This window comes from Nostoc sp. JL33 (assembly GCF_017114985.1).
GTDB lineage: Bacteria > Cyanobacteriota > Cyanobacteriia > Cyanobacteriales > Nostocaceae > Nostoc.
Genome location: NZ_JABXKP010000103.1, coordinates 1 through 22351 on the forward strand (window position 1 = coordinate 1; position 22351 = coordinate 22351).

The window sequence follows — 22351 nt, forward strand, 5'->3', positions numbered from 1 at the left end:
TTGGATGGTTTACCCACTGCTGTTACTATATTGCACCCAACTGAGAACCGCTATAAAGTTGTTGTATCCGACTGATTCGAGCGATCGCACACTCAACCCCACAATCACCCCTAAAGACAGCAAATACCGCACAATTGGGCATCAGATCAAAAATATGGTATAATCCATAAATACACTCAAGCAGTGATTAACAAATCAACCACTAAAAAGGTCATAACTAATAACAATTCGTTAATGATCAAATAAAGAAAAATACTCACCAATTATTATAGATAGAAACAATAAGCCACTAGTAGGGCTTGGCATAAATTCAGCTATTATTTCAATTAGCCAGACAAGTTGCTCAGAGGAACTTGTTAAAGGTAGGCAGACTTTCGCCACAGTGTACTATTTTGAAATTCTGTCCAGATATCTAGATAAGCTACTATTTTTCTCATTTAACAAGAATATCGCACAGATAACAAGAATATCCCACAGAAAGTCACAGGCAATTACAGTCAAGAATAGGCATACTGAAAAGAGGGAGAAAACTTTAGACGACTCCCTCCCAAGTCGGCGTGAAGGTGATTAAGCAACAATGAGACGTAAACCCACTGGTAAATCGGCTACTACTTCTAAACCCTCTATTTTCCAATCCCCGATGTTTAACCTCTTCACCATCGCAATTATGGGAGGGGTATTGATTTTGGGTATTGGCATTGGGATTGCTTTTAGTTCTACAACCACGTTAGCCCCATCAAATGTGGCTTCCCGTGAATTCATTGACACCAAAGCACCGAACCCGGAAATTTGTGTGCAGTACGGAGCCAGCGCGATGGTGATGGACGCTAGACTGTTCGTCACTCTCAACCCATTCAATGTCTATGTTGCCCAGCCCAGTATGCGTCCCGGATGCGTGATCCGACAAAATAACTGGGCGCTTTTAGAGCAACGTAAGTTGGTGACATCTGATCAGGTAAATGAGTGCAAAAATCGCCTGAACACCTTTGGCTTCACAGGTAACTTGGACAGTGACAAACCTGATATTAGATGCATATATCAGAATGAAGCTGCTCAAAACTTATTTACGGCTCAACCAGGAGCAGTTGGAACACCTCAAGAAACGGACAGATTTTAGATTTGGGCATGGGGCAATTCAATTTTAGATTTTGGTGAAGCAGCGCGGTCTTCTCCCAAAGGGAGAGGCTAGCGCCTGCCGTAGGATGCCCGAAGGGCTGTAGGGGGTTTCCCCCATGAGCGACTGCACCAAGCCGTTCGCGCAGCGTCTCCCCAACTCTTGGAGACGCTACGCGAAGGGAGAAGGGATTGACAATTTTGGATTAAATTTCAATTCTAAAATCTAAAATCTAAAATCTAAAATTCTTACTCCCCTGCTCCTTATTCGTACTCATCACGTATAATAGTTAAACCTAAAGCTTTGTAGGCACTGAGCATATTATTAGATACTGTAGGTGCAGTTACTAGATAAGTTAGGGCACGAATGGACTCCACTAGATAAGGAGCAGCCGTGTCTAATTTTTCTGCTGTCACTAATCCTACTACCTCAGCCGATCCAGCAATCATCGCTCGTTTGACGTGGGCTTCGTCTAGGTTAGGTACACTAATTCCAATCTCTGGATGCAAACTGCAAACCCCCAACATGCACAAATCTGCACGAATCATCCGTAATGTCTCAATCGTGACAGTACCCACGTTTACCAAGGCTTTTTTGTAGAGTTGTCCACCTAACATCACAACCTCTATATGGGGATGTTCTGCTAAGGCAACGGCGATTGGCGGACTATTTGTGATCACTGTTGCTTGCAAATCTAGGGGCAAATGACGGGTTACTTGGAGAGTTGTCGTACCTCCATCTAAAATCACCACCTGTCCTGTACATACTAATTTTGCTGCTGTACGAGCGATCGCTTCCTTTTCTTTTGGCGCTTGCTTTTGGCGATCGGCATAACTGGCGATCGCTGGAGATTTGAGGAGCGCTCCCCCATGAACGCGTTGCAATAGTCCAACTTCTGCTAGTTCTCGCAAGTCCCGCCGAATCGTATCTTCAGAAACCTTGAGAACAGCACTAAGTTCTGTTGAAAGTACCTTTTTATCACGACGCAGAATTTCTAAAATGAATTGTCGTCGTTCAGCAGTTAACATAATTTATTTTCCTGAAATTGCGTTTTTGAGCTTGAAATTGCACGTTTGTGAGTTTATACTTATTGATATGCAAATCTTTGTACGGCAATCCGTAACTTCAATTGAATTCAAGCACATTCATGCACTGTTGAATGTGTTGATTTTGTCCATTGAAGTCTAGATGGTTTGACAATGGTTGCTAGTGGTTGACTTTAGCTTGGGAAATGCTTGAATAATTGTTGCCCAATCTGGGTTTTAACAATTTTTTTTTGTAGTGCGCTCATGCGTCCCGCCTGTTCAAATTGCTTTTTATTCAATAAATAAGCCATGACTATTATTAATTCCCAATTTCCAATTGATCTCGGTGCTTACAAACCTTTAGGACTCAATCCAGCAAATTCGAGCCTCACAGATGAACAGCGAGAGACTCTAAAAGCGAATATTCAACTCTGCCGAGATGCGATCGTCTTTTTTACCGCGACTGGCGCTGCTAGCGGAGTGGGCGGTCATACTGGTGGGCCTTATGATACAGTGCCAGAGGTAATGATTCTCGATGCCTTTTTCCGGGGAGCATCGGAGCAATTTGTACCGATTTTCTTTGATGAAGCAGGACATCGAGTTGCCACTCAATATCTGATGGCAACATTGCATGGTGACTTACCTGCCGAGCAACTTTTACGTTATCGGCAAGCACATTCCAATTTACCGGGACACCCCGAACTAAAACTAACTCCTGGTGTGAAATTTAGTTCTGGCCGCCTGGGTCATATTTGGCCTTACATCAATGGTGTGGCAATGGCGAATCCAGGCAAGGCTGTTTTCTGTCTCGGTTCTGATGGCTCTCAGCAAGAAGGTAACGATGCTGAAGCTGCTCGTTTGGCTGTTGCTCAATATCTCAACGTCAAGCTGATCATTGATGACAATGATGTAACGATCGCTGGACATCCTTCTAAATATTTACCTGGTTTTAGTGTCGCCAAAACCTTAGAAGGTCACGGGTTGAAAGTACTTCAGGGAGATGGGGAAGACTTAGACGATTTATACCGTCGGATGAGCGAAGCCGTGAATACTCCCGGAGCGATCGCTCTGATTAATAAACGCCCAATGTGTCCTGGTATTGAAGGCTTAGAAGGTTCCATTCATGGTCATGATGTAATTTCTGTAGATTTAGCAGTTAAGTATCTAGAATCTCGCGGACAAACTGCGGCTATCGAATACCTTAAAAGTATTGAGAAACCCAAGCAAACATATACATTTCTGGGTAGCAGTGACAAATGGGGCGCTAACCGCAATGTGTTTGGTGAAGCCGTGGTGGGTGTCCTCAGTCGCATGAGTGAGGCGGAGCGTAAAGAAAAAGTCATGGTCATTGATAGCGACCTAGAAGGCTCCTGCGGTTTGAAGAAAATTCATGAAACATACCCAGAAATATTTATTTCCTCCGGGATTATGGAACGGAGCAACTTCTCTGCTGCGGCTGGATTCGGGATGGACAAGGGCAAGCAAGGTATTTTTGCGACCTTCAGCGCCTTCTTAGAAATGTGTATCTCAGAAATCACGATGGCACGGCTGAACTATTCCAATGTTCTGTGTCATTTTTCCCATGCGGGTATAGATGACATGGCAGATAACAGCTGCCACTTTGGTTTGAACAATATGTTTGCCGACAATGGCTTGGATGATGGCTACCCAACACAGTTGTACTTCCCGGCAGATAATAATCAAATGACAGCTTGTGTAGAAGCTGTGTTTTTTGAGCCTGGACTGCGGTTTATTTTCTCCACCCGTTCCAAAGTGCCCAACATTAAGGACAGCAACGGCAATGACTTCTTTGGAAATGGCTACAAATTTGTTCCTGGTAAAGATGAGGTTATACGAGAAGGGACACAAGGCTACATCATCAGTTTTGGCGATGCTCTCTACCGTACCGTTGATGCTGTAGAGCGTCTTAAGCAAGAAGGGTTAGACGTTGGTTTGATTAACAAAACAACTTTAAACACCATTGATGAAGAAATAATTACCAAAGTTGGTAACGCTCCTTTTGTGCTTGTAGTAGAACCCTTCAACCGTCGGACAGGCTTAGGCAGTCGTTTCGGTTCTTGGCTACTAGAGCGGGGGTTGACTCCCAAATATGCCCATCTTGGAACTCATAAAGAAGGTTGCGGTGGTTTGTGGGAACAGTACCCATATCAAGGTATCGATCCAGTGAGCATTATCAAGAAGGTGAAAGAGTTAGTTGGAGGAAAGTAATATCATTTTGCTTTCATCAAGCTACATATAGCGGTTATTGGTTGAGTCCAATACAGACCTAACAAGAACAGCCCCTTCCCTTGTAGGGAAGGGGAGTAAGATTTAAAGCTACCGTGTATACGTAACGTAGGGTGTGCAATGGCATTGTCAGCCGATGCAATGGCATTGTCAGCCGATGCAATGCCATTGTTAGTCGATGCAATGCCATTGTTAGTCGATGCAATGCCATTGTCAGTCGATGCAATGGCATTGTCAGTCGATGCAATGGCATTGTTAGTCGATGCAATGGCATTGTCAGTCGATGCAATGGCATTGCAGGTCAAGAAACTTGTGTGTACACCGTAGCTCCTTTTAGGAGGCACAACATTATTAGGGCATGGCGCATAGCGGATGAGGCATTGATTCGATTTTCCATGCCCAATCCCCAATGCCCCATGCCCTATTTGAATTTAGTTTTGGGTAAAGGTTGACCAAACTCGATCACCTGGGGATCGGGAACATTGGGGACTGTTGGAACTGGAAAGTCAGACCGAACAAAAGGAGGAACGCTATTCAAATTACCTGATTGATTTGGGAAAGTAGCAGGGGGAAGAATTGAATCAATTTGTTGAGAGGGTGTATTCGGAGTTAGGGGAGGTACAGTGACAAAAGGCTGTCCTGAGTTAGTAGTAATTGTTGGGGGTAGTTCATTGGATGGAGGCGGAACTGTGAGTAAGGGTAGTTGTGGGTTAGTAGTTACGGGTAGATTACTAGGCGGCTTTTGGAGTGTTTGAGGTTGTTTCTTGGGTGAATGTGGGGAGTTTCCTGGTTTCACGGCAGTAGTTTTACCAGAAATAACCGAACGTAATACCCAGCGAGTGGAGTTTTTTCGGGAAACGGGTTGCAGTTGTACCTGTTTGGGATTTAAAACAGTCCCTGGTGCTAAATCTAGGACAATGCGTGTGGCGTTTGCGTTCAGTTGAGAAACGCGAATGCTTTTGATTGCTCCAGAATAATTTTGTTGCCTGGTAATGTTGCCCAACTTAGTATTCGGTATATCTACAACAAGACGAGGGGGTTGGGCTAGGTAGAAATAACGGGGGGTTGTGCCTGCTGAGAGGGTGATTTCGAGTTGCTGTGTCTTGGGGGAAAAACGCCAATTATCTAGCTTTGCCACTGGTGTAGCAGCAGTAGTGCAAGTTTCGAGGGCGATCGCTGCATAAAAGCCTAATATACTGATGCTAAATAGCTGCTTGCGCCATTGGCAAAATTGCCTAGTCTTTAGTCGCTGATCCATTCTTTTTATTTGCTCCATAAAACCCATACAATGCGCTCACATTGCTGTTTACTTCGCGCTTCCAATTCTCCACTACAGACGCGATTAATCGCGTCTCTCCCCACCCGCAATTCAAGGAGCTTTTTGGGGCACAGCGGTAAATTTCAGAGTTTGTAGGATGCCATTTATGTTTAATTGACCTGTCATACTACCTTTGTCCACAAGTTGCATTTGAATTGTGACTGAGTTTAGAGGATCATTTTGGGGGCGAGGAATATTACAAAGGATTGATCTGCCAACTTTTCCAGATAAATTTAACTGTTTATTTTTGAAGATGCCTGTGAGCGAGTGCTTTTCGTCAATATCGGCGTTGGCAGTTGCCGGTAATACAGAGGCATTCAAGTAAATACCTGATTGCTCAATGTTTAAGGTCAGGGTATCCGATTTTTCACAGTTCGGCAAATTCTCCGCTAGCGTTAGACGATACGCGCCGTTAACTGGAGGAGGAGCCTTGAGATTGTTTTCCCCATAAACGCTGACAGTTCTAAACAACAGTAGCACTGAAATTATTGCTACTCCGTAAAAAGCTAAAGATTTGAAGTTGAAATGATTCATAATCTCAACTCCTCAATGTTGGCTTTTGACTACTAACCTCAGGAAGTACGGAAGCCAGATGAGCGGTGACTTGACTGTAGCGGCGGGTAATCAGCAGGGAGGAGCGACATTGGATGGCTAGTTGATCTATATATCTTCCCAAGGTTTGACGCTCGATACCCCAAGTGCGGCTGGTGCCAGCAATTGTCAGGTCTACACTTGTTGAGGCTTCGACTACAGCTTGGATTGCCTCTGAAGTTTGGACAGTTTTGATTTCTATGCGATCGCGTACACTACTCGGTAATTGCTCCATCATTTTATGTAACTCGTAGCTCAATTCATCCTTGAGGTGATTTTCGGGTAGAACCTGTAAAACCTGTAACATACAAGTTTCATGATTGATTAGCAGTCTGAGCGCCAGTATCAGTGCCAAATCATCATGAATATTTGCCGAATAAGGCACCAACAAGCTTTCTAAGCGATCGCCTCCCTTGTCCACAAACACTGCAACATCCACTGGCGCACTGGTGAGCATTTGACCGACTCTTCCACCTAAGCGATTGCTACTAAAAGCTGGGCGATGCCATCCCACAAGAATTAAATCAACTTGTTTGAGTGCGGCAATCTGTGCTGTTTCTCGTGCGACATTACTGGATATGCGAACGATGGGATGTACATGAGAGCGTATTTCTAACGGTTCGAGAGTATTAATCAGTTCTTCTAGCTGTTGGCGGCGCTGGGCAATTAATCGGTCTGCTTCAACTGGGGTACTTTCAAAGGCATAATCTTCTTCAAATTCAATCAGGCTAAGAGGGTTAACAATCGCGGGATGTCGGAAGTTGAGAGCGATGCTGACTGCCAACTGTACTAAACCTTTTTGGGTACTCGGATTAGCCACTGGTACCAAAATTCGGTAGGGACGAAGATAAGCTTCGCCACCAGTAGCGCTTGTAGCTGTTTCTGCTTCCGACTCCGATTCCACGACATCTAACCTGATCAGCTTCTTCGGATATGTCCATTCCAGCAGTGGTGAGGTCATGAATGTAGTTACCAATGCCATAATTACCAGCATGGTAAATATTAAGGGGGAAATTACCTTTAACTCTAGACCAATGTTTAGCACTATCAGTTCGGTTAAGCCGCGAGTATTCATTAACCAACCGAGTGCCGAAGCTTCCCGTTTATTAATGCCGCTCACACGGGCTGCTACATAGGTGCCAACATATTTGCCTGCGATCGCCACTCCTAAAATCAACGCACACAAAAGCCACAATTCTGGACGGTTGAGTAAGCCAATCTGCGTCCGTAAGCCACTATAGGCAAAAAATATTGGCAGCAAAAAAATCAGGACAAAATCTTCCGTTTTTACTGCCAATTCTCGCACTAAATCTTCATTTTTGGGCATGGCTGCACCCAGTAAAAATGCCCCAAAAATTAAGTGAATACCAATTAGTTCGGTGATTAGTGCTGAGGCCACTACTGCCATATAAATCCCAGCTAGCAGCAATTGGCTCAGGCGTCCCGCACGCAGGTAATGGGTAGCAAGGCGTTTGAGGAACCAACGTCCCGCCGTCAACATCAAGCCGATGTAGACTATGCTGGCGATAATTGTGGGTATGGCACCAGCAAAGTTGCCAGTTCGAGCGACAGCGATCGCTACTGCCAAGAGACACCAAGCTGTCACGTCATCCACTGCTGCACAAGTTAACGCCAACGTTCCTAAACGCGTTCCTTGTAAATTGTTTTCAGTAATGATTCGCGCTAAGACTGGAAAGGCAGTAATCGACATCGCCGCCCCCAAAAACAAGGCGAAAGCGGTAAAGGATACACTTGCATTGGAAACTAGGGGATAAAGTAGCACCGCTAGCAATGTTCCTAAGGAAAACGGCACCAAAATACTTACATGAGAAGTTAAAACTGCTACTTCTAATTGTCCGCTAAGGTATTTTGGATTTAGTTCTAGCCCAATCAGAAACATGAAAAATATTAGTCCCACCTGAGACAAAACATTTAGAAAAGGAAAAGTTTCTGGTGGAAACAAGGTAACTGCTAGATGGGGAGCAACTAAACCAAATAAAGATGGACCGAGCATAATCCCGGCGACAATCTCACCAATTACCAGAGGTTGCTTAATGGAACGGAATGCTAGCCCTACTAGCCTTGAAAGTCCAATAACAATCAGCACCTCAACCAGAACGAGAATAACTATGTGCATGGTTTCCTCACAATTAACTATCTGGTTTCTCTAAGATAATTCTTTAAAAGACTAGAAAATGTCAAGCTTGTTAGATACACCCAAGGTTAATTTGTGTTTTGTTGTCATGTCAATTATTGTTACGATTTAGTTGCAGCCGTGAGACATGAATTTTGATGATTTTAGCTTAAACAGCAGAAGCTCCACACTCACTTCTTAGGAGTGTGGGATGAATGCGCGGGAGTGGGGAGACATGGTAATTAATGTATTCTGGCGTAGTCAGAACAATTAATTATTATGTCGAGCCATGACCCATATTCATTCTGGACTATTTTGATTCTCGATGTATTCTTTAAGCTTTGAAATTGTAACTCCGCCACAGCTTGCGACGAAATAAGATCCGTTCCAAAACGCATCTTTCCAGAAGAACTTTTCTAGATGCTCGGCATATTCTTGGCGTAACCTGCGCGAGGTCACTGATTTAATGTTGTTTACAAGTTTACTAAGTTGCAAATCTGGGTGGTATTGAAACAATAGGTGTACATGATCTTCCTCTCCATTAAACTCCACTAATTTGCAATCCCACTTTTCGAGTAAGTCAATCAAGATGCCTTCTACTCGCTTCAACATTTCTTGAGTAAAGGCTTTGCGTCTATACTTGGTCGTCAAAACCAAGTGAGCTTTTAAGTCACTTACTGACCTACCTTTGGATACAAAATCGTTTTTCATTAAAAATCAAGAACATATGCTATGATTGGTGTAGCCTAAAATTATAACACCCATTCAGTTGATAGGATGAAAGTAACCTACCAGTAACGACTAGAACCGGAATCAAGTCAAAAACTAATTCTTAATGAATGGCTAAGAATTTGTCGGTACTGGTATAACCGCCAATTGGGTGAACGCTTCTCCTGGTGGGAGAATAACCGTCATGCTGCAAATAGTTGTCCAATCTTTGTAACCAGACTACCTGAGTTGCTCGACCGACCTAACTACTACAGTCAAAAACTCCAGCTACCAGTTATCAAAAAAGACTTGAGCATTGTTCAATGGTCAGGTGAATTACTCGATTTTAAAAGTGTAGATTCAACTGTCCTGCAATTGGTTTGCAAGCGAGTTGATAAAGCTTTTGAACGCTTTATAATTGGGGATTCTAGTGGTAAACGTTCTGGTAAACCACGCTTCAAAACTGAGGCGAGTTTCAAAACTATGACGTTTGCAACAGCCAATAACGAATGGATAAAGCTAACTCGCAAAAACTGGCTGTATATTCGTTTGCCCAAATTGGGTATGTTTAAGGTTCGGATGCACCGACCTATACTTGATGGGTTTATCCTTAAACAAGTTAGCATTACTAAAAAGGCTGATGGCTGGTACGCCCAAATAGTCTTGGAGGATATAACCATTCCAAGCCAAACTACCGAACTTATTCCCAGTTGGGTTAACTCAATAGGGATTGATGCTGTGTTGCAAGGTGATAATTATCTTGCAACTTCAGAAGGTGAAAAACTCCCATCTTTAAAACCATTACGCAAGAATCAAGCCAAGCTAGATCGTATTTCTACCAAACGAAATAGACGTAAGCGCGGGTCTAAATCTCGGCGTAAGTTGGCAAAACGTGAAGCTAAACAACATCAAAAAATTGCCAGAAGTCGTAAAGATTTTCAGTACAAAACTGCTCACGAAATTGTGAGAACTGGGAAAAAGTTTTTTTTCTACGAGGATTTGAATCTCAAAGGGCTAACCCGACGCAATAAAACCAAACAGGATGAGAATGGAAGCTATCTTCCCAATGGACAGTCTGCTAAGTCAGGACTGAATAAATCATGGGCTGATGGTGCTTTTGGGCAATTCTTTGAAATATTACAGCGCATAGCCGAAAAAGCTGGTGCTGTAGCAATTTCACAGAAGCCACAATATAGTTCTATGATTCTCAGTTACCGCAATGAGGTTATTTTTACTGATTGCAGTATCAGAGAATATTGGGATGAGCAAAATACTTTGATGGTTGACCGTGATATTAACGCCGCAGTCAACTTGAAAAGACTAGGGTTGGGCATTTTCCCTAGTATAAAACGTCGTAGTGGGAAGATAGACATAGTTGGAACTATGGACGATAGTACCACGAAGGAAATCCTTCATACCCTTAAAAAGGGCTGTTGGAAGCCTACACTTACCGCAAGCGGTAAGTGTAGGAGTATGTCACGAGCTAAATCTAGAAAAACTTCCGAACTAACGATATCAAGAAAATTAGGTAATAGGTAGTCTGTTTGTAGTGGCGCTTATGCGCCACTATAAACAGACTAGCGGTTATAGACACAATCAGGTCAGGACACGATATTACAACCACTCCCCACCCCGGAAACGCCAACGAGGAAAAATAATTCGCATCAGGCTTTGTGAACTAATAAAAACTGCTAGCCACACGACGCTATAGTGCAATAAAAAAGCTGCTGGTGAAAGTTCTTCTTTCGGTAAAGGTATTGGTAAGAAGCCAAACAGTTTGACTCCACAAAATACAAACACAAATTCCCATATGCCGGCTAAGAGTTGATAAGCTGCGGGCCAATCTCTATCCCACCGGAATTTTTGCAGATAGTTATAAAACACATCCCAGCCTAAGCCAAAGATAGTGACATAACCAAGTATCCAAAAATAAACTGAGTTAGCACTAAAACCAATCCAACCAATTGCAAATGGCAAAGATACGAGTAGGCCGACAGTTGCAAGTAATAATAATCGAGTTTGCCAGCGACCAAATAAAGTTGGTGTCATAGGGGCGGGGAGGGCTGAATAATGAACAAGAGAGAAATTAGAGTTTTTATAGATGGATTTTGAAATGGATTTTAGACTCACTTTCATTGAAAATTCAATGTACTTTAACAAACGAGTGTGAGAATCGAACCGCTCCAGGCGCAGAGGACGCACAGGAAGAGGGAGCGATCGCTATTATATGCAGGGTGGTTTTATACAAACAGAGAAAAATTACAATACTTCTGTCAGGCGATCGCAGTTGGGAAGACTAATACAAGTACAGTTTTAGGACTGACAAATAAAAATAATATTTCAATACTTCTTGTGGGGTGGGCGACACGAGCGCCCGTAGCCAAAGGCGGGCTTTCCTGCCCACCCCACAAGATGGATAATTTATTTCTTGGAAATCCCTTACGTCAGTTTGTAAAATGCTGTAAAAATATTAACGAAACAGCAAGATGACATTGAAGATTTGGGCATCCTAAACATCAGGAGTCAAGTTTTTCAGTTTCCCAACCATGCCCACTTCGATGTTTCTTGCCCAATCCTCCGGGATAAAGATTAAAAAGGCATCCCAGGAAGTGCCAGCAAGTAATCCTCAAATACTACCATTATTGGTGGTAACCTCTGGAGGACTGGCTTTAGCGGTGATTGCTTTGATTGTGTATAGTAAGATCCAGATGAATAAGCTGGAGAAAAAACTTAAGTTTGAACAATTCCGCGCGCGAGACTTAGAGAAAAAGTTTAAGCTAGCGCTGGAAACAATTCGCAAAATGGAAACTAATCCCGATTTGGTCAACTCACGGGACTTTAACCTGGATTATCTGCGAATGCGGATGGCAGAGGAGGTGTTTCATTTTGCAATCCTTAATCAAGTGAAGATTCAGATCAAAGAGAAAATTTCTCAAGCCCTGCGCCCAAATCAAGCCCAACTTGGATCAGTCGGAATTGCTAATAGCGTTGGACGGCAAGTAGATGAAATTTTTGATGTAGAGTATGAGACTGGTACTCCGCCGAACTCTGCCAAACGAGTGCTGTTTCGGATTCAAATCCGGTTAACGAAGTTACCGACGCAAGCAACTTCTGCAACTATTAGTCAAATTATTGACTGTATAGAAACTTACCTCAGCCCCATAGAAAATGAAGATACTTGGCAACCAATAATTCAAGGTCGGATTGCTACTATGCAATGGGATCAAAAGGCTAAACCTACGCCTCTACTGGTGCTAGAGCAATCGAATGAAGGCGTGAATGTGACTTTCCGTACTAGTCGCCAATCAAATACCCCAATTCAGCCAAAGCCACCTGGAATGAAAAAATCAGGCTCGACTAGATAATAATTATGGCTGTCATTAGTCATTAGTCATTTGTAGATACAAATGACCAATGACGTAGAAGCTTTGTGCAAGGTAGGACAACCCTTATGAGTCACACAATGAGAGGATTGAAGAATTGAAGAATTGAAGAAAAGAAAAGAGCAATTAAGTCACTTGCTCTGTCATTTAATTTCAGATTTTGCCCAAAGTTGCTCTTGCGGCTGTGGCGCGCTACTTCCTACAACTCTTGGAACCCCCCTTCGGGTGATGCCTCCGGCACGCGCCTTGGGCGAACGGCAGTTCCTCATGGGGGAAACCCCCTTTGAGCGACTGCCTCACCGCAACGGAGTGGCTTGACTTGAGCAAACTTTCCAAGACGGATTAAAGAATTATTCTCGCGTTTAAAGAAAGCTTGCTCTAGACCTTTTTAAATAATGGAACGCAAGAATCTTCTCTTCTTAGGCTCCGCCAACAATTCCATTATCCAAAATTTAAAATCTAAAATTCGGTAAATAGGCTATATTTATTCGCGTCACACCTTAGTTATTGAGTTGTGATTTCTCACTTTGGAATCATGACTGAATAGCTGCATTTGGAGAATTACGGGTTAAAAGTCCATCTTCCATTTCTACGATGCGATCGGCTATGTCTAAAATGCGGTTGTCGTGTGTCACTAATAAGATAGTAGTTCCCTGATTTTTGGCTAGACTCTGCATTATTTCCACAACATCGCGTCCTGATTGTTTGTCTAATGCTGCTGTTGGTTCGTCTGCTAGCACCAAGGGGGGATGATTCACTAAGGCGCGGGCGATCGCAATTCTTTGTTTTTGTCCACCAGAAAGATTGTCTGGGTAGTAATCAACTCGTTCTTCTAGACCAACTGACCCCAGCATGGCTTTTGATTTAGCCACTGCTTCTGTTTTAGAAATATGATCATTCAGTTCTACCGCCATTTGCACATTTTGCTTTGCTGTCAAGAACCCTAGCAAATTGTGAGCTTGGAAAATATAACCAATCTGGCGTCGCATCTGTACCAGTTTGCTTTGACTGACGCCAACAAGTTCTTCACCTAAAAATTTTAAACTTCCCTCTTGTACAGACCGCAAACCACCAATTAAGCTCAATAATGTTGTTTTACCTGAACCTGATGGCCCGGTCATAATTACAATTTCACCAGAATAAATTTCTAGGTTGATGTCAAATAATATCTGTTTTCTCAGTGCGCCTTTGCCATAATAGTGATTGAGATTTTTAATCGCAATTACAGGTTCTTGTTTCATCATAAATTCGTTAGCTATAAGTTAGTAGTTCTGAGATTCAACTGTAGTGCATATCAAAAATTAAGGTTTCTTAATTGTTAATTTTAAACTAGAATTATCAAGAATATGTTTTAATTAATATTGAATTAACTAAAAGATATCTGCTGGATCGGCAGAACGTAATTTTCGGACTGCGATCGCACCAGAAATAATGCACATCATTATAGTCAAAAATAGTACCATTACCGCCCGATCAAAACTCATAAAAACTGGTAGAAGTGTCGCATCTCTGGCACTTTTATACATAAATAAAGAAAAAGTAATTCCCGGAAAATATCCTAAAACTGCTAATAGCAAAGCCTCTTGAAGAATGACTGTCAATAAATAGTTTTGTGTATAGCCGATTGCTTTGAGAGTAGCATACTCAGCTAAGTGATCTGCAACTTCTGTATAAAGGATTTGATAAACAATCACAGTCCCTACAATGAAACCCATGACAGTTCCTAATGTGAAAATAAATCCAATAGCTGTACTATTTGCCCAATAATTTCGCTCAAAATCAATAAATTCTTGCTTAGTTAAAACATTTACCTCGCTAGGTAAGTACTTTCGTAACTCTTGGGCAACAACTTTAGCATCTGCTCCCGGCTTTAATCTAATCAACCCAATATCAATTAATCCTCGCTGACGATTGGGAAATATCCGCAGAAAGTTAAGATCACTCGTAATTAAATTACCATCCGCGCCAAATGATGCACCTAATGTAAATAGTCCCCCTACTTTAATTCGCCGCCTTCGCACTTCTGCTGCTACAGCCTTTCCTTGTTCATAATCAGCAGCAATTGGCCCATATTCCAGCCTAGAAGAACGGTCATATAAAACCACATCTGGCAGTTTAAGTTTATCTAAATTCTCCTGAACTCCAGGTAAATTAACTAGGTTAGTTTCTGGGTTCATTCCAAAGACAAGGATACTACGAGGACGGCCTGTAACGGGATTTTTCCAGATTGTAAAGTCTAAATATATCGGATGTACTGATTGTACTGCGGGTAACTCTAAAGCTTTATATAATCGTCGTTGAGAAAAGCTCCTCATCGCCAGTACAGCGCTAGATTGACTATTGATTAAAACAATATCGCCTTGCAAGCTGCTATGGAATCGAACGTTACTATAATACAGAGCATCCCGGAAGCCGAGTTGCATAAACATTAAAATATCAGCGAAAGCAATTCCTGCCAAAGCCACAGCTAGGCGAGTTTTTTCTCTTGTCAGTTGTAGCCACGACAGAGGTATTTTTTGATTCATTTTCTAGGCATCCAAGCACAGTTAAGATAATTCGGAATGGGCTACGCTAACGGAATTCGTAATTCGTAATTAAGAACATTTACAATCCAAAATATCAAATCATAAATTTGGATGACTGCTCACCTATAACTTAACTAGTTATTAATTTCGACAACAACTTTAGCGTAAGTTAAACCAGAAACTTTCTGGCTATCTGCTGGAGGGAGAGCAATTTTAACTTCTACGACTCTGGCATCCACATCTGCTGCTGGATCTGTATTCAGCACATCTTTTTTACCAATTTTTCTGCCAATTTCAGTGACAGTTCCCTTTAATTCGCCGCTAAATGCTTCATTATCGCTAGTGACAGTGGCGTTTTGACCAATACGCACTTTACCAATACTGTCTTCGGGGACTTCAGCAATCACAAACATTTGGCTGGTTTGGCCAATTTCAGCAATACCATTTGCACCGATCGCTTCGCCTGACTTGCTGTAAACCTTTAAAATCTCTCCAGCGATTGGTGCTTGAACGTAGCTCAATCTCAGTTCTGCTTCGGCTTTTCTGACATTTGCGATCGCATTACTAACTTGGGCTTGCGCTACTTGCACATCGGTAGGACTAACGTCTAAAATTCTGCTCAGTTTGGCCTTTTCTTCATCGATTTGTCTTTGCAAAGTTGCTACAGTTTTATCACGGTTAACTTTGGCTTCGATTAGCTGCTGTTGCAAAGTTGCTAAATTTTGTATTTGGGTAGCTCTGGCTTCGGCAAGTTGCTGTCGTAGAGTTGCCAATGTCTGTTTCAAGGTAGCTTGGCTTTCAGTAACCTGCTGACTAGAAGTTACTGCACTCAAGCGTCTTCTGTCCCGCTCTTGCTGAGAAATCGCACCTTCTCGGTATAAATAATCATAGCGTCCAGCATCGACTTGGGCATTACGCTGTTCGGCTTGGACACGTCCAACTGTCGCTCTTAGGACATCTCTTTGCCCACTAAGTTCAGCTTCTAGGCGATTCACTGTTGCTTGTTGGACGAGTTTATCCCCACTTAACTGAGCGGCAATCCGCGCGATCGTTGCTTGCCCTGCATTCCTTTCCCCAATTAACTGCGCTTGTAGCCGAGCAATAACTGCTCTTTGGGCTTGAATATCTCTTGGAGATCCGGCTCTGACTTGCGCTAAATTCGCACGGGATTCTTGGACTTTAGCTTTTGCCTCTTCTAGTCCGGCTATTTGGGTATCGCGGTTGTCCAAAATTGCCACAATTTGACCTTGCTTTACCTGTTCACCTTCTTTCACCAGAAGTTGCTGAATTCGTGACGATGGTGCTAATCCTGAGGATGGGGCGGATAATTTAACAACTTCGCCTCGCGGTTCCAAACGCCCTACAGCACTAATGCTATTGCTAGATGGCATTATCGGTGCGGATGTAGTTAGTTTTCTCAACTGCTCGATTTTGGCTGTACCTAGTATGCCAGCAGCGATTACTACTGGCACAGCTACAGCGATACCCCACCAAATCTTAGGTTGTTCATGATTAAGTGGCTGCTCACTTGGCTTTGGCTTTTCAGTCACCCTTGACATAATATGTTGCCCGTTTACCTGAATTGTGCTGATGGAAGTAAAAATAAAAGGGTTTTTAATCAACAGCCAGCCGCTTAGGACAAACAACAGTGGTTTAAAGCTGGGTATAGCTTAAAATCCATTGTGTGATCAACGCTCAACACTATGGCTTTGCAAAATGGTGTTTTCTATAGCGATGCCTACGACGGGCTATGACGCTCGTTCGCTCTTAGCGTCTCCCCTTCTCCCAAAGGGAGAGGCTAGCGCCTGCCGTAGGATGCCCGCAGGGCTGTAGGGAGATGACTCGCTACCACTTCGCTTACGGTGACGCTCGTACCCTGCTTTAAACCGCTACGCGTCTATGTATGCAATAGACTGACCTGACTTACATTCCTCTCTCCTTTTAGGAGAGAGGCTTTGAGGTTTACTCTTCTTCCTTTGCAGAGAAGGGCTGTTCTTGTTAGGTCTGTATTGAAACTGAGAAGTTGCTATAGTAGCTGGCTATTCAATAACTGTGAAGTATTTATTTATTATTGAGACATGCGTGCTGCATCTACGCCCGTCGTAGACATCGCAATTAGCAGAATTCACAAGCAGTATGAATCTAGATGTAGAAACGTGATATATAGCCTCTCTACACAAAATTCCAAATTGGTATGATGCGGTACTGTACTGCTACATTCAGTACGGCTACAGTTAGTCACAAAATTGAAAAGAAACATCAAAAATAGACTGTTGCCTTTGCTGGATACAATCTTGCTACAAAAGTTAGTCTTCCTTAAGTGAATCAACGATTAACTAGCTAAAAATTATCTGTCAAGTTGAGCATTTCTAACATCATTTCCTTAACTTTCTGGTCAATGAGTTAGCTGTCTCTAGTTGCTTGTACCCACCAAGACAACAAACCATTTTGTGATATTCGCTTCAAAGACCTTACTAATCTTCCTGTTGCTGTTTTGGGACTCCATTAAACTCTCGTTGAATGAATTCTACATTTATCCGTTACGCGAAAAGGTAACAGAGCCTACAGATTAGGAACTGTGAGTCTCGCAAACCAATCAAAGGTGAACCCCCTAGCATTATTACCGCATAAAGGTGGGATAGCTGTCCTAGACTAGAAGTAGGTTGAATTGGCTCGATATTTAACAACACTATCATTATCTATGAAAGCAATTGAAACCACAGCGACAATTAATGAAAGTGGACAACTTACGCAGGGTAAATCGCTGGGATTCATCAAACCACAGCGCGTTCGTGTTATCGTCTTACTTTCCGAAGATAACGAAACTGATCCTGATTAAACACCTACTGAAATTGTTATTGAAGGTATTCGTCAAGGTTTACACGAGGCTTTAACTGGACAAACTATTCCCCTCTCACAAATGTGGTCAGGCATCGATGCAGAGTGAACCATCGCCAATCCAGATTGCTCTTACACCTCGTTTCAAAAGGGATCGTTAAATTCGTACCGATCTCCAACCCTTAACCCTTGCAACTTCAAGCAGGTGAAATCCTTGGTAATAGAATTGCTGGAGTTAAATATCAGGTTTTCAAAGTTCATCTGCCATGCTTAGACTATGATCGTTTTTGAATATGACGAAAACAAAAGCCAATCTAATCTTGCTAAACATGGGATTGACTTTATTGAAGCTCAAAAATTATGGAATGACCCCAACCTGCTAGAAATTCCCGCCAGAACCCAAGATGAGCTAAGGTTTTTAGTTATTGCTAAAATAAATGACAAATATTGGTCAGGAATTATCACTTACCGCGCTCAAAATATTCGGATCATATCCGCCCGCCGATCACGCACAGAAGAGATTTCCCTCTATGAAAGCTAAGGAATTTGACCAAAAATTTGACGACGGTGAAGACATCACCCAAATGCTTGACCTGTCGCAAGCCAAGCGACCCCTCTCTACTCAAAAAAGACTCAGCATTGACCTACCCATCTGGATGATTGAATTAATCGATCAAGAAGCCAGTCGCTTGGGAGTAACGCCCCAGACAATCATCCAAACCTGCGTAGCTGAACATTTAGCGGTCAACAACCCCTCGTGAACGAAGCCGAAACTATCAGGTTAAGCGAAGCCGAAACCCGCGCCTAACTAATCGAACCCGCACTTAAAGCCGCAGGCTGGGGTATCATCGAAGGCAGTCGCATCCGCCGTGAAGTTATCGCCCCTGGTCGCTTAATTTGGCAGATCGAATAAAACTGTAGTCATGTAATTTTCTGCCCAAGCTGGGCCAAAGGCTTTTTCTAGTACGCGGCGGGTTTTATCGTTTTGCTGCTGTTTGGTACAGTAGTTGTGTTGTCCGGCGAGATTTTCTGTGAGTTGTTCAGCTGAAACAGGATGTGAGGCGATCGCTTGGGTACAATGAATGTCTAAAAATTCTCGCACCCGCGAGAGAAATATTGTTTCTTCTTCTGGGGAACTGGGGCGCACAAAGATGCAAAAATCCGAAAAAATATCTCCCCATTCAGGTAATTCACGAGGTTGGGAAAAGTTAAGCACTGTTAGCTGTGTCAGTGCAGAAGTATAAGATTCTGGTAAAATACGCTCTAATTGGATCGGAGAAAGGTCTGCGATCGCTGCACTAATTTGACCTCTACCCCCAACTAAATCGCAACCAAACATTGGCAGGCTGTATTCTGGACGGGGAAACATCACGCAGTGCAAAATATCCAGCATATTTCCGATTTTTGCCAGTTCCAAGTGCATTTTCCGAAACTGGGGCGTTTGATAGCAGCGATTTTCAATCGTCAGTTTTTCGCCTTCTAGTCTACCTTCCACATACCCCAACTCATCAGGCAAATGGTAGGGCGATAAATCTAGGTGCTGATGCCAAGCTGCCTCAATACAATCAGCTAGCTGACGAATTAGGGGATGTTGTTGCTCACGCAGCGAGGGCATAGAAGTAAATGACATATTCTAGTTGGGAATGCGATCTACTGGCCAGTCTACAACCTGTCGGGCCACACCTGTTATGGACTGCAATATAAGCAAACACTTGCACCCAGCCAACGTAAATTTATAAGACAGATGCTTCTCAGAAAGATTATTTATTTTGTAGTCTAGGTTACAGAAATAATTTTAGATTAGTCCATTCGTGAAGGCTAATAGAAAGCTATGAAACTAGATTCTCATAGACCAGATTTTGCTGTGCAAGCAAGAAGGCATAATCTCAAAGGTTTGCAGCAGTTAAGAGCTTCTACTTGGGTAAGGCTTTTGCTACTACCCAACCCTTTTAGTTTTGACGAAGCACTTTTATTATGTCCAATTTCAGCAGATGAGTGGCTAACCTGGGTTCCAGATCATGGAGAGGCAATACTCAATATTAGACAATTTAGTTATTAGTCATTAGTCATTAACTTTGGACAAAGGACAAACGACTATTGCCACAAATCAGTGACATCGTATCCTAATTCCCCTAGCATGTGCCGCAGTAGGGGTAAACTCAGTCCAATTACATTGCTGTGACAGCCTTCAATTTTTTCCACGAAGAAACTACCAAAACCCTCAATAGCAAAGGCACCAGCACACTTGAGGGGTTCACCTGTGGCAACATAGGATTTAATTGCCTTCTCGCTCATTTGAGCAAAGTAAACTCTTGTAACTTGAGACTTGACTAAAGTACGGTTTTGGTTTAAGTCAATTAAGGCATGACCTGTGTACAAGTCGCCAAAGTTACCTTGCATTATCTGCCACCGGGCGATCGCCTCAGAGAAGTCTGCTGGTTTGCCGTAAATTTCACCATTGATGGACAAAACTGAATCACAACCTATAATCAAAGCCGATTCAAACTGCGGGGCTACAGTTTCCGCCTTATATTGGGCAAGAGTTTTGACCAATTCTGCTGGTTCACTTAGTTCAATTTGCGACTCATCAAAGTCACTGGGTTTAACTATCGGTTCAATACCAACAGTTTGCAACAAGCGGCGACGGGCTGGGGAAGCGGAGGCAAGTACAAAAGGTGGAATTTTCATGAGATTTCTGACAAACTTGGTAATTACGCATTGGGCATTGGGCACTGGGCATTGGCCAAACAGGGCATTGCTTATTTCTCTTCATCTCCCTCATCTCCCTCACTCCCTCACTCCCCACTACCCACTCCCTCACTCCCCACTACCCACTCCCCAATTAATAAACAGAAAAAGAATTGACAACCTCATCAATCATTCGTTTAACTCTCTGCCAGCGTTTTTCAGGAATTGAGGCGTTAAAAGTAAAAAGTTTACCACGGCTAACAGCGACGCTGGCGATGTTGTGTCGTTGCTGTTGATTGGGGAGTTTAACCTCATACTCTAAAAGGTAGTATATTTTACCGTCTACTTCTCGCTGTGCGGCATTGACTAATTCAGCTGAACGACCAGAGTCAGGAGGTGCCAGAGCAGCTTTTCCTAATTTATATCCTACTTCTGTTGGGGTTCCCAATTCTGACAAAGTTTTGCCTTCTGGAACTGGGCTAATCACAACCGAAACATTTTCAGACACCTCAATCAAATCGTGGAAAACCACATCTGGCCCGTTGGCAACTTTAACTTGCAGCCAGCCGTTAGGATATAAAAACTGATAGCCATCACTAGTATCTACAAAGCTTTTGAGTCCAGCCGCAGCCGCTACACCAGAATTGCTCAGACTGAAGCTCAACACCAATAGCAAAATTAATATAATTCGTTTCCACATTTTTACAGATTCCTTTGGGCTGGAGACAACACCAAGCTTGCATCATTTCTCGTTATTATTCTCCCACCAACCGGGACGCTTCGGATGACGCATTATATGGTGAGGGATCAATCCTCAAATGTCGTTGAATGAGGCAGGAGGAGCAAATCATGTTTTTATTTGAAGAGAGGATGATTTGGAGGTACTGAACTTTTGTAAAGTTGCAGCCCTACCCGCCTCGGAATGAATTCCAAGGCTAATAGCTCAAGTCAGCTCAAGCTGACTGGAAGATTTTTAACGATTGTGGGAATACTAGACATAGTAAATTCCATCAAAAACATCACGTACATGGCTCTGTGGCGACTTTATTATCATCTTGTTTGGGCGACAAAAGAGCGAGAGCCACTAATTACCCCTGAACGCGAAACCCAACTTTATAGTTACATCATCGGCAAAGCCAATGCACTTGGTAGCATTATCCATGCTGTGGGCGGAATAGAAAACCACATCCATTTAGTAGCTTCTATTCCACCGAGACTTTCTATCTCTGATTTTGTCCAAAATCTTAAAAGCAGTAGCGCTCATCATCTCAATCATCTCTCGCCCTCCCAAGATTTGTTTGGCTGGCAACGCGGATATGGCGTTTTTTCAATGGGAAGCAAACAACTTGAGCAAGCTGTCGTGTATGTAGAGAATCAGAAAGCGCATCATTCCAATGGGACTATGATTTTGTCTTTGGAACAGCATAATCATGAAGATGAAGGGCCAAAACTCACGCAGCTAAACCAATGAATTCCATTAATCTTTAAGTTCATTGAACCGTAGTCAGCTTAAGCTGACTTCAGGTATAAGCCTGGTGAATTCATTCTGAGGCGGACTTGTGGTCAAGCCAATATTCCGCAATTATTCAAATACGTAATTTCCAATCTCCCGCCTGAACTATTACCCGCCATAGGTTAGAAACCTACGGCTAATAGCGAAAGTCATCTCAAAGATGACTAAAGAAAAGAAAAGTTAAAGAAATAAGGGGCTTATCAGAACACAAAAAACCCCGACTTGATAGCCGAGGTAGATGGGAGAAGTCCAAATGTCGATGAGATA

At 42.8% G+C, this 22351-nt stretch carries 21 protein-coding genes and 3 pseudogenes; 11 read left to right on the top strand and 13 right to left on the bottom strand.

Features of this window, described 5'->3' with window-relative positions:
- Positions 1-45: 45 nt before the first annotated feature.
- A pseudogene (locus HWQ23_RS33770) lies at positions 46-145 on the bottom strand (ABC transporter permease); the annotation flags it as partial.
- Between the two features lie 432 nt (positions 146-577).
- Between HWQ23_RS33770 and HWQ23_RS31650 the strand changes: the two are divergent.
- Positions 578-1117 carry a DUF3172 domain-containing protein gene (locus HWQ23_RS31650; RefSeq protein ID WP_292837585.1) on the top strand — a complete coding sequence of 180 codons (540 nt, stop codon included), beginning with the start codon at positions 578-580 and terminating at the stop codon, positions 1115-1117.
- 260 nt (positions 1118-1377) lie between these two features.
- On the opposite strand, the gene HWQ23_RS31655 is transcribed toward HWQ23_RS31650, so the two are convergent.
- Positions 1378-2142 carry a DeoR/GlpR family DNA-binding transcription regulator gene (locus HWQ23_RS31655; RefSeq protein ID WP_292837587.1) on the bottom strand — a complete coding sequence of 255 codons (765 nt, stop codon included), beginning with the start codon at positions 2140-2142 and terminating at the stop codon, positions 1378-1380.
- Positions 2143-2448: 306 nt separating this feature from the next.
- On the opposite strand from HWQ23_RS31655, the gene HWQ23_RS31660 reads away from it, so the two are divergent.
- Both HWQ23_RS31660 and HWQ23_RS31665 read left to right on the top strand, forming a co-directional pair.
- Positions 2449-4368, top strand: a complete 1920-nt coding sequence (locus tag HWQ23_RS31660; RefSeq protein WP_292837589.1) for a transketolase C-terminal domain-containing protein — start codon at positions 2449-2451, stop codon at positions 4366-4368.
- 138 nt (positions 4369-4506) lie between these two features.
- The gene (locus HWQ23_RS31665; RefSeq protein ID WP_292837591.1) at positions 4507-4713 is read left to right on the top strand and encodes a hypothetical protein; all 207 of its coding nucleotides are present in this window, start codon (positions 4507-4509) and stop codon (positions 4711-4713) included.
- 94 nt (positions 4714-4807) lie between these two features.
- Here HWQ23_RS31665 and HWQ23_RS31670 read toward each other — a convergent pair whose 3' ends face one another.
- The 4 genes from HWQ23_RS31670 to tnpA (HWQ23_RS31685) all read right to left on the bottom strand — a co-directional run bounded on the left by HWQ23_RS31670 (position 4808) and on the right by tnpA (HWQ23_RS31685) (position 9140).
- Complete coding sequence (locus HWQ23_RS31670; RefSeq protein WP_292837593.1) at positions 4808-5644, bottom strand: AMIN domain-containing protein; 837 nt, start codon at positions 5642-5644, stop codon at positions 4808-4810.
- A 111-nt stretch (positions 5645-5755) separates the two neighbouring features.
- Entirely contained in the window at positions 5756-6238 is a 483-nt protein-coding gene (locus tag HWQ23_RS31675) for a hypothetical protein (protein ID WP_292837595.1), read from the bottom strand.
- 4 nt (positions 6239-6242) lie between these two features.
- Positions 6243-8432 carry a cation:proton antiporter gene (locus tag HWQ23_RS31680; RefSeq protein ID WP_292837597.1) on the bottom strand — a complete coding sequence of 730 codons (2190 nt, stop codon included), beginning with the start codon at positions 8430-8432 and terminating at the stop codon, positions 6243-6245.
- Between the two features lie 297 nt (positions 8433-8729).
- The gene (gene tnpA / locus HWQ23_RS31685) at positions 8730-9140 is read right to left on the bottom strand and encodes an IS200/IS605 family transposase (protein ID WP_292837599.1); all 411 of its coding nucleotides are present in this window, start codon (positions 9138-9140) and stop codon (positions 8730-8732) included.
- A 99-nt stretch (positions 9141-9239) separates the two neighbouring features.
- On the opposite strand from tnpA (HWQ23_RS31685), the pseudogene HWQ23_RS31690 reads away from it, so the two are divergent.
- Positions 9240-10676 (top strand): annotated as a pseudogene (locus HWQ23_RS31690) (RNA-guided endonuclease InsQ/TnpB family protein); the annotation flags it as partial.
- 75 nt (positions 10677-10751) lie between these two features.
- On the opposite strand, the gene HWQ23_RS31695 reads toward HWQ23_RS31690, so the two are convergent.
- Positions 10752-11186, bottom strand: coding sequence for a hypothetical protein (locus HWQ23_RS31695; RefSeq protein WP_292837601.1), 435 nt, complete (start codon positions 11184-11186; stop codon positions 10752-10754).
- A 497-nt stretch (positions 11187-11683) separates the two neighbouring features.
- On the opposite strand from HWQ23_RS31695, the gene HWQ23_RS31700 reads away from it, so the two are divergent.
- Positions 11684-12502, top strand: coding sequence for a hypothetical protein (locus tag HWQ23_RS31700; RefSeq protein ID WP_292837603.1), 819 nt, complete (start codon positions 11684-11686; stop codon positions 12500-12502).
- A 551-nt stretch (positions 12503-13053) separates the two neighbouring features.
- Here the strand turns inward: HWQ23_RS31700 and HWQ23_RS31705 are convergent.
- The 3 genes from HWQ23_RS31705 to HWQ23_RS31715 all read right to left on the bottom strand — a co-directional run bounded on the left by HWQ23_RS31705 (position 13054) and on the right by HWQ23_RS31715 (position 16604).
- Positions 13054-13764: a DevA family ABC transporter ATP-binding protein gene (locus HWQ23_RS31705; protein WP_292837605.1), complete on the bottom strand. Its 711-nt coding sequence runs from the start codon at positions 13762-13764 to the stop codon at positions 13054-13056.
- A 126-nt stretch (positions 13765-13890) separates the two neighbouring features.
- Complete coding sequence (gene devC / locus HWQ23_RS31710; protein WP_292837607.1) at positions 13891-15045, bottom strand: ABC transporter permease DevC; 1155 nt, start codon at positions 15043-15045, stop codon at positions 13891-13893.
- Between the two features lie 134 nt (positions 15046-15179).
- Positions 15180-16604 carry an HlyD family efflux transporter periplasmic adaptor subunit gene (locus tag HWQ23_RS31715; RefSeq protein ID WP_292837609.1) on the bottom strand — a complete coding sequence of 475 codons (1425 nt, stop codon included), beginning with the start codon at positions 16602-16604 and terminating at the stop codon, positions 15180-15182.
- Positions 16605-17746: 1142 nt separating this feature from the next.
- Between HWQ23_RS31715 and HWQ23_RS33775 the strand changes: the two genes are divergently transcribed.
- The 4 genes and pseudogenes from HWQ23_RS33775 to HWQ23_RS33545 form a co-directional block, all read left to right on the top strand.
- Positions 17747-17884, top strand: a complete 138-nt coding sequence (locus HWQ23_RS33775; protein ID WP_375466643.1) for a hypothetical protein — start codon at positions 17747-17749, stop codon at positions 17882-17884.
- A gap of 276 nt (positions 17885-18160) precedes the next feature.
- Positions 18161-18424 (top strand): BrnT family toxin, encoded by a 264-nt coding sequence (locus HWQ23_RS31725; RefSeq protein ID WP_292837611.1) that lies wholly within the window; start codon positions 18161-18163, stop codon positions 18422-18424.
- Positions 18414-18644 carry a type II toxin-antitoxin system BrnA family antitoxin gene (brnA, locus tag HWQ23_RS31730; protein WP_292837613.1) on the top strand — a complete coding sequence of 77 codons (231 nt, stop codon included), beginning with the start codon at positions 18414-18416 and terminating at the stop codon, positions 18642-18644. The genes HWQ23_RS31725 and brnA overlap by 11 nt, the downstream gene beginning before the upstream one ends.
- Positions 18645-18694: 50 nt before the next feature.
- A pseudogene (locus HWQ23_RS33545) lies at positions 18695-18781 on the top strand (type I restriction endonuclease subunit R); the annotation flags it as partial.
- Here the strand turns inward: HWQ23_RS33545 and HWQ23_RS31735 are convergent.
- A complete protein-coding gene (locus HWQ23_RS31735) occupies positions 18776-19513 on the bottom strand; it encodes a phycocyanobilin:ferredoxin oxidoreductase (RefSeq protein ID WP_292837615.1) in 738 nt (245 codons plus the stop codon). The pseudogene HWQ23_RS33545 and the gene HWQ23_RS31735 overlap by 6 nt on opposite strands.
- Positions 19514-19714: 201 nt before the next feature.
- Here HWQ23_RS31735 and HWQ23_RS31740 point away from each other — a divergent pair, with 201 nt between their 5' ends.
- Positions 19715-19942 (top strand): hypothetical protein, encoded by a 228-nt coding sequence (locus tag HWQ23_RS31740; RefSeq protein WP_292837617.1) that lies wholly within the window; start codon positions 19715-19717, stop codon positions 19940-19942.
- A gap of 35 nt (positions 19943-19977) precedes the next feature.
- Here the strand turns inward: HWQ23_RS31740 and HWQ23_RS31745 are convergent, their stop codons facing one another.
- Both HWQ23_RS31745 and psbP read right to left on the bottom strand, forming a co-directional pair.
- Complete coding sequence (locus HWQ23_RS31745; protein ID WP_292837619.1) at positions 19978-20571, bottom strand: Maf family protein; 594 nt, start codon at positions 20569-20571, stop codon at positions 19978-19980.
- A gap of 154 nt (positions 20572-20725) precedes the next feature.
- Positions 20726-21271 carry a photosystem II reaction center PsbP gene (psbP, locus tag HWQ23_RS31750; RefSeq protein ID WP_292837621.1) on the bottom strand — a complete coding sequence of 182 codons (546 nt, stop codon included), beginning with the start codon at positions 21269-21271 and terminating at the stop codon, positions 20726-20728.
- A 327-nt stretch (positions 21272-21598) separates the two neighbouring features.
- Between psbP and tnpA (HWQ23_RS31755) the strand changes: the two genes are divergently transcribed.
- A complete protein-coding gene (gene tnpA, locus HWQ23_RS31755; RefSeq protein ID WP_292837680.1) occupies positions 21599-22042 on the top strand; it encodes an IS200/IS605 family transposase in 444 nt (147 codons plus the stop codon).
- Positions 22043-22351: the final 309 nt, after the last annotated feature.

What these genes read in the sequence shown, in the direction of transcription:
- HWQ23_RS31650 (WP_292837585.1), top strand. Translation starts at nt 578, where the DNA reads ATGAGACGTAAACCCACTGGTAAATCGGCTACTACTTCTAAACCCTCT.
- HWQ23_RS31655 (WP_292837587.1), bottom strand. Translation starts at nt 2,142, where the DNA reads ATGTTAACTGCTGAACGACGACAATTCATTTTAGAAATTCTGCGTCGT.
- HWQ23_RS31660 (WP_292837589.1), top strand. Translation starts at nt 2,449, where the DNA reads ATGACTATTATTAATTCCCAATTTCCAATTGATCTCGGTGCTTACAAA.
- HWQ23_RS31665 (WP_292837591.1), top strand. Translation starts at nt 4,507, where the DNA reads ATGGCATTGTCAGCCGATGCAATGGCATTGTCAGCCGATGCAATGCCA.
- HWQ23_RS31670 (WP_292837593.1), bottom strand. Translation starts at nt 5,644, where the DNA reads ATGGATCAGCGACTAAAGACTAGGCAATTTTGCCAATGGCGCAAGCAG.
- HWQ23_RS31675 (WP_292837595.1), bottom strand. Translation starts at nt 6,238, where the DNA reads ATGAATCATTTCAACTTCAAATCTTTAGCTTTTTACGGAGTAGCAATA.
- HWQ23_RS31680 (WP_292837597.1), bottom strand. Translation starts at nt 8,432, where the DNA reads ATGCACATAGTTATTCTCGTTCTGGTTGAGGTGCTGATTGTTATTGGA.
- tnpA (WP_292837599.1), bottom strand. Translation starts at nt 9,140, where the DNA reads ATGAAAAACGATTTTGTATCCAAAGGTAGGTCAGTAAGTGACTTAAAA.
- HWQ23_RS31695 (WP_292837601.1), bottom strand. Translation starts at nt 11,186, where the DNA reads ATGACACCAACTTTATTTGGTCGCTGGCAAACTCGATTATTATTACTT.
- HWQ23_RS31700 (WP_292837603.1), top strand. Translation starts at nt 11,684, where the DNA reads ATGCCCACTTCGATGTTTCTTGCCCAATCCTCCGGGATAAAGATTAAA.
- HWQ23_RS31705 (WP_292837605.1), bottom strand. Translation starts at nt 13,764, where the DNA reads ATGATGAAACAAGAACCTGTAATTGCGATTAAAAATCTCAATCACTAT.
- devC (WP_292837607.1), bottom strand. Translation starts at nt 15,045, where the DNA reads ATGAATCAAAAAATACCTCTGTCGTGGCTACAACTGACAAGAGAAAAA.
- HWQ23_RS31715 (WP_292837609.1), bottom strand. Translation starts at nt 16,604, where the DNA reads ATGTCAAGGGTGACTGAAAAGCCAAAGCCAAGTGAGCAGCCACTTAAT.
- HWQ23_RS33775 (WP_375466643.1), top strand. Translation starts at nt 17,747, where the DNA reads ATGAAAGCAATTGAAACCACAGCGACAATTAATGAAAGTGGACAACTT.
- HWQ23_RS31725 (WP_292837611.1), top strand. Translation starts at nt 18,161, where the DNA reads ATGATCGTTTTTGAATATGACGAAAACAAAAGCCAATCTAATCTTGCT.
- brnA (WP_292837613.1), top strand. Translation starts at nt 18,414, where the DNA reads ATGAAAGCTAAGGAATTTGACCAAAAATTTGACGACGGTGAAGACATC.
- HWQ23_RS31735 (WP_292837615.1), bottom strand. Translation starts at nt 19,513, where the DNA reads ATGTCATTTACTTCTATGCCCTCGCTGCGTGAGCAACAACATCCCCTA.
- HWQ23_RS31740 (WP_292837617.1), top strand. Translation starts at nt 19,715, where the DNA reads ATGAAACTAGATTCTCATAGACCAGATTTTGCTGTGCAAGCAAGAAGG.
- HWQ23_RS31745 (WP_292837619.1), bottom strand. Translation starts at nt 20,571, where the DNA reads ATGAAAATTCCACCTTTTGTACTTGCCTCCGCTTCCCCAGCCCGTCGC.
- psbP (WP_292837621.1), bottom strand. Translation starts at nt 21,271, where the DNA reads ATGTGGAAACGAATTATATTAATTTTGCTATTGGTGTTGAGCTTCAGT.
- tnpA (WP_292837680.1), top strand. Translation starts at nt 21,599, where the DNA reads ATGGCTCTGTGGCGACTTTATTATCATCTTGTTTGGGCGACAAAAGAG.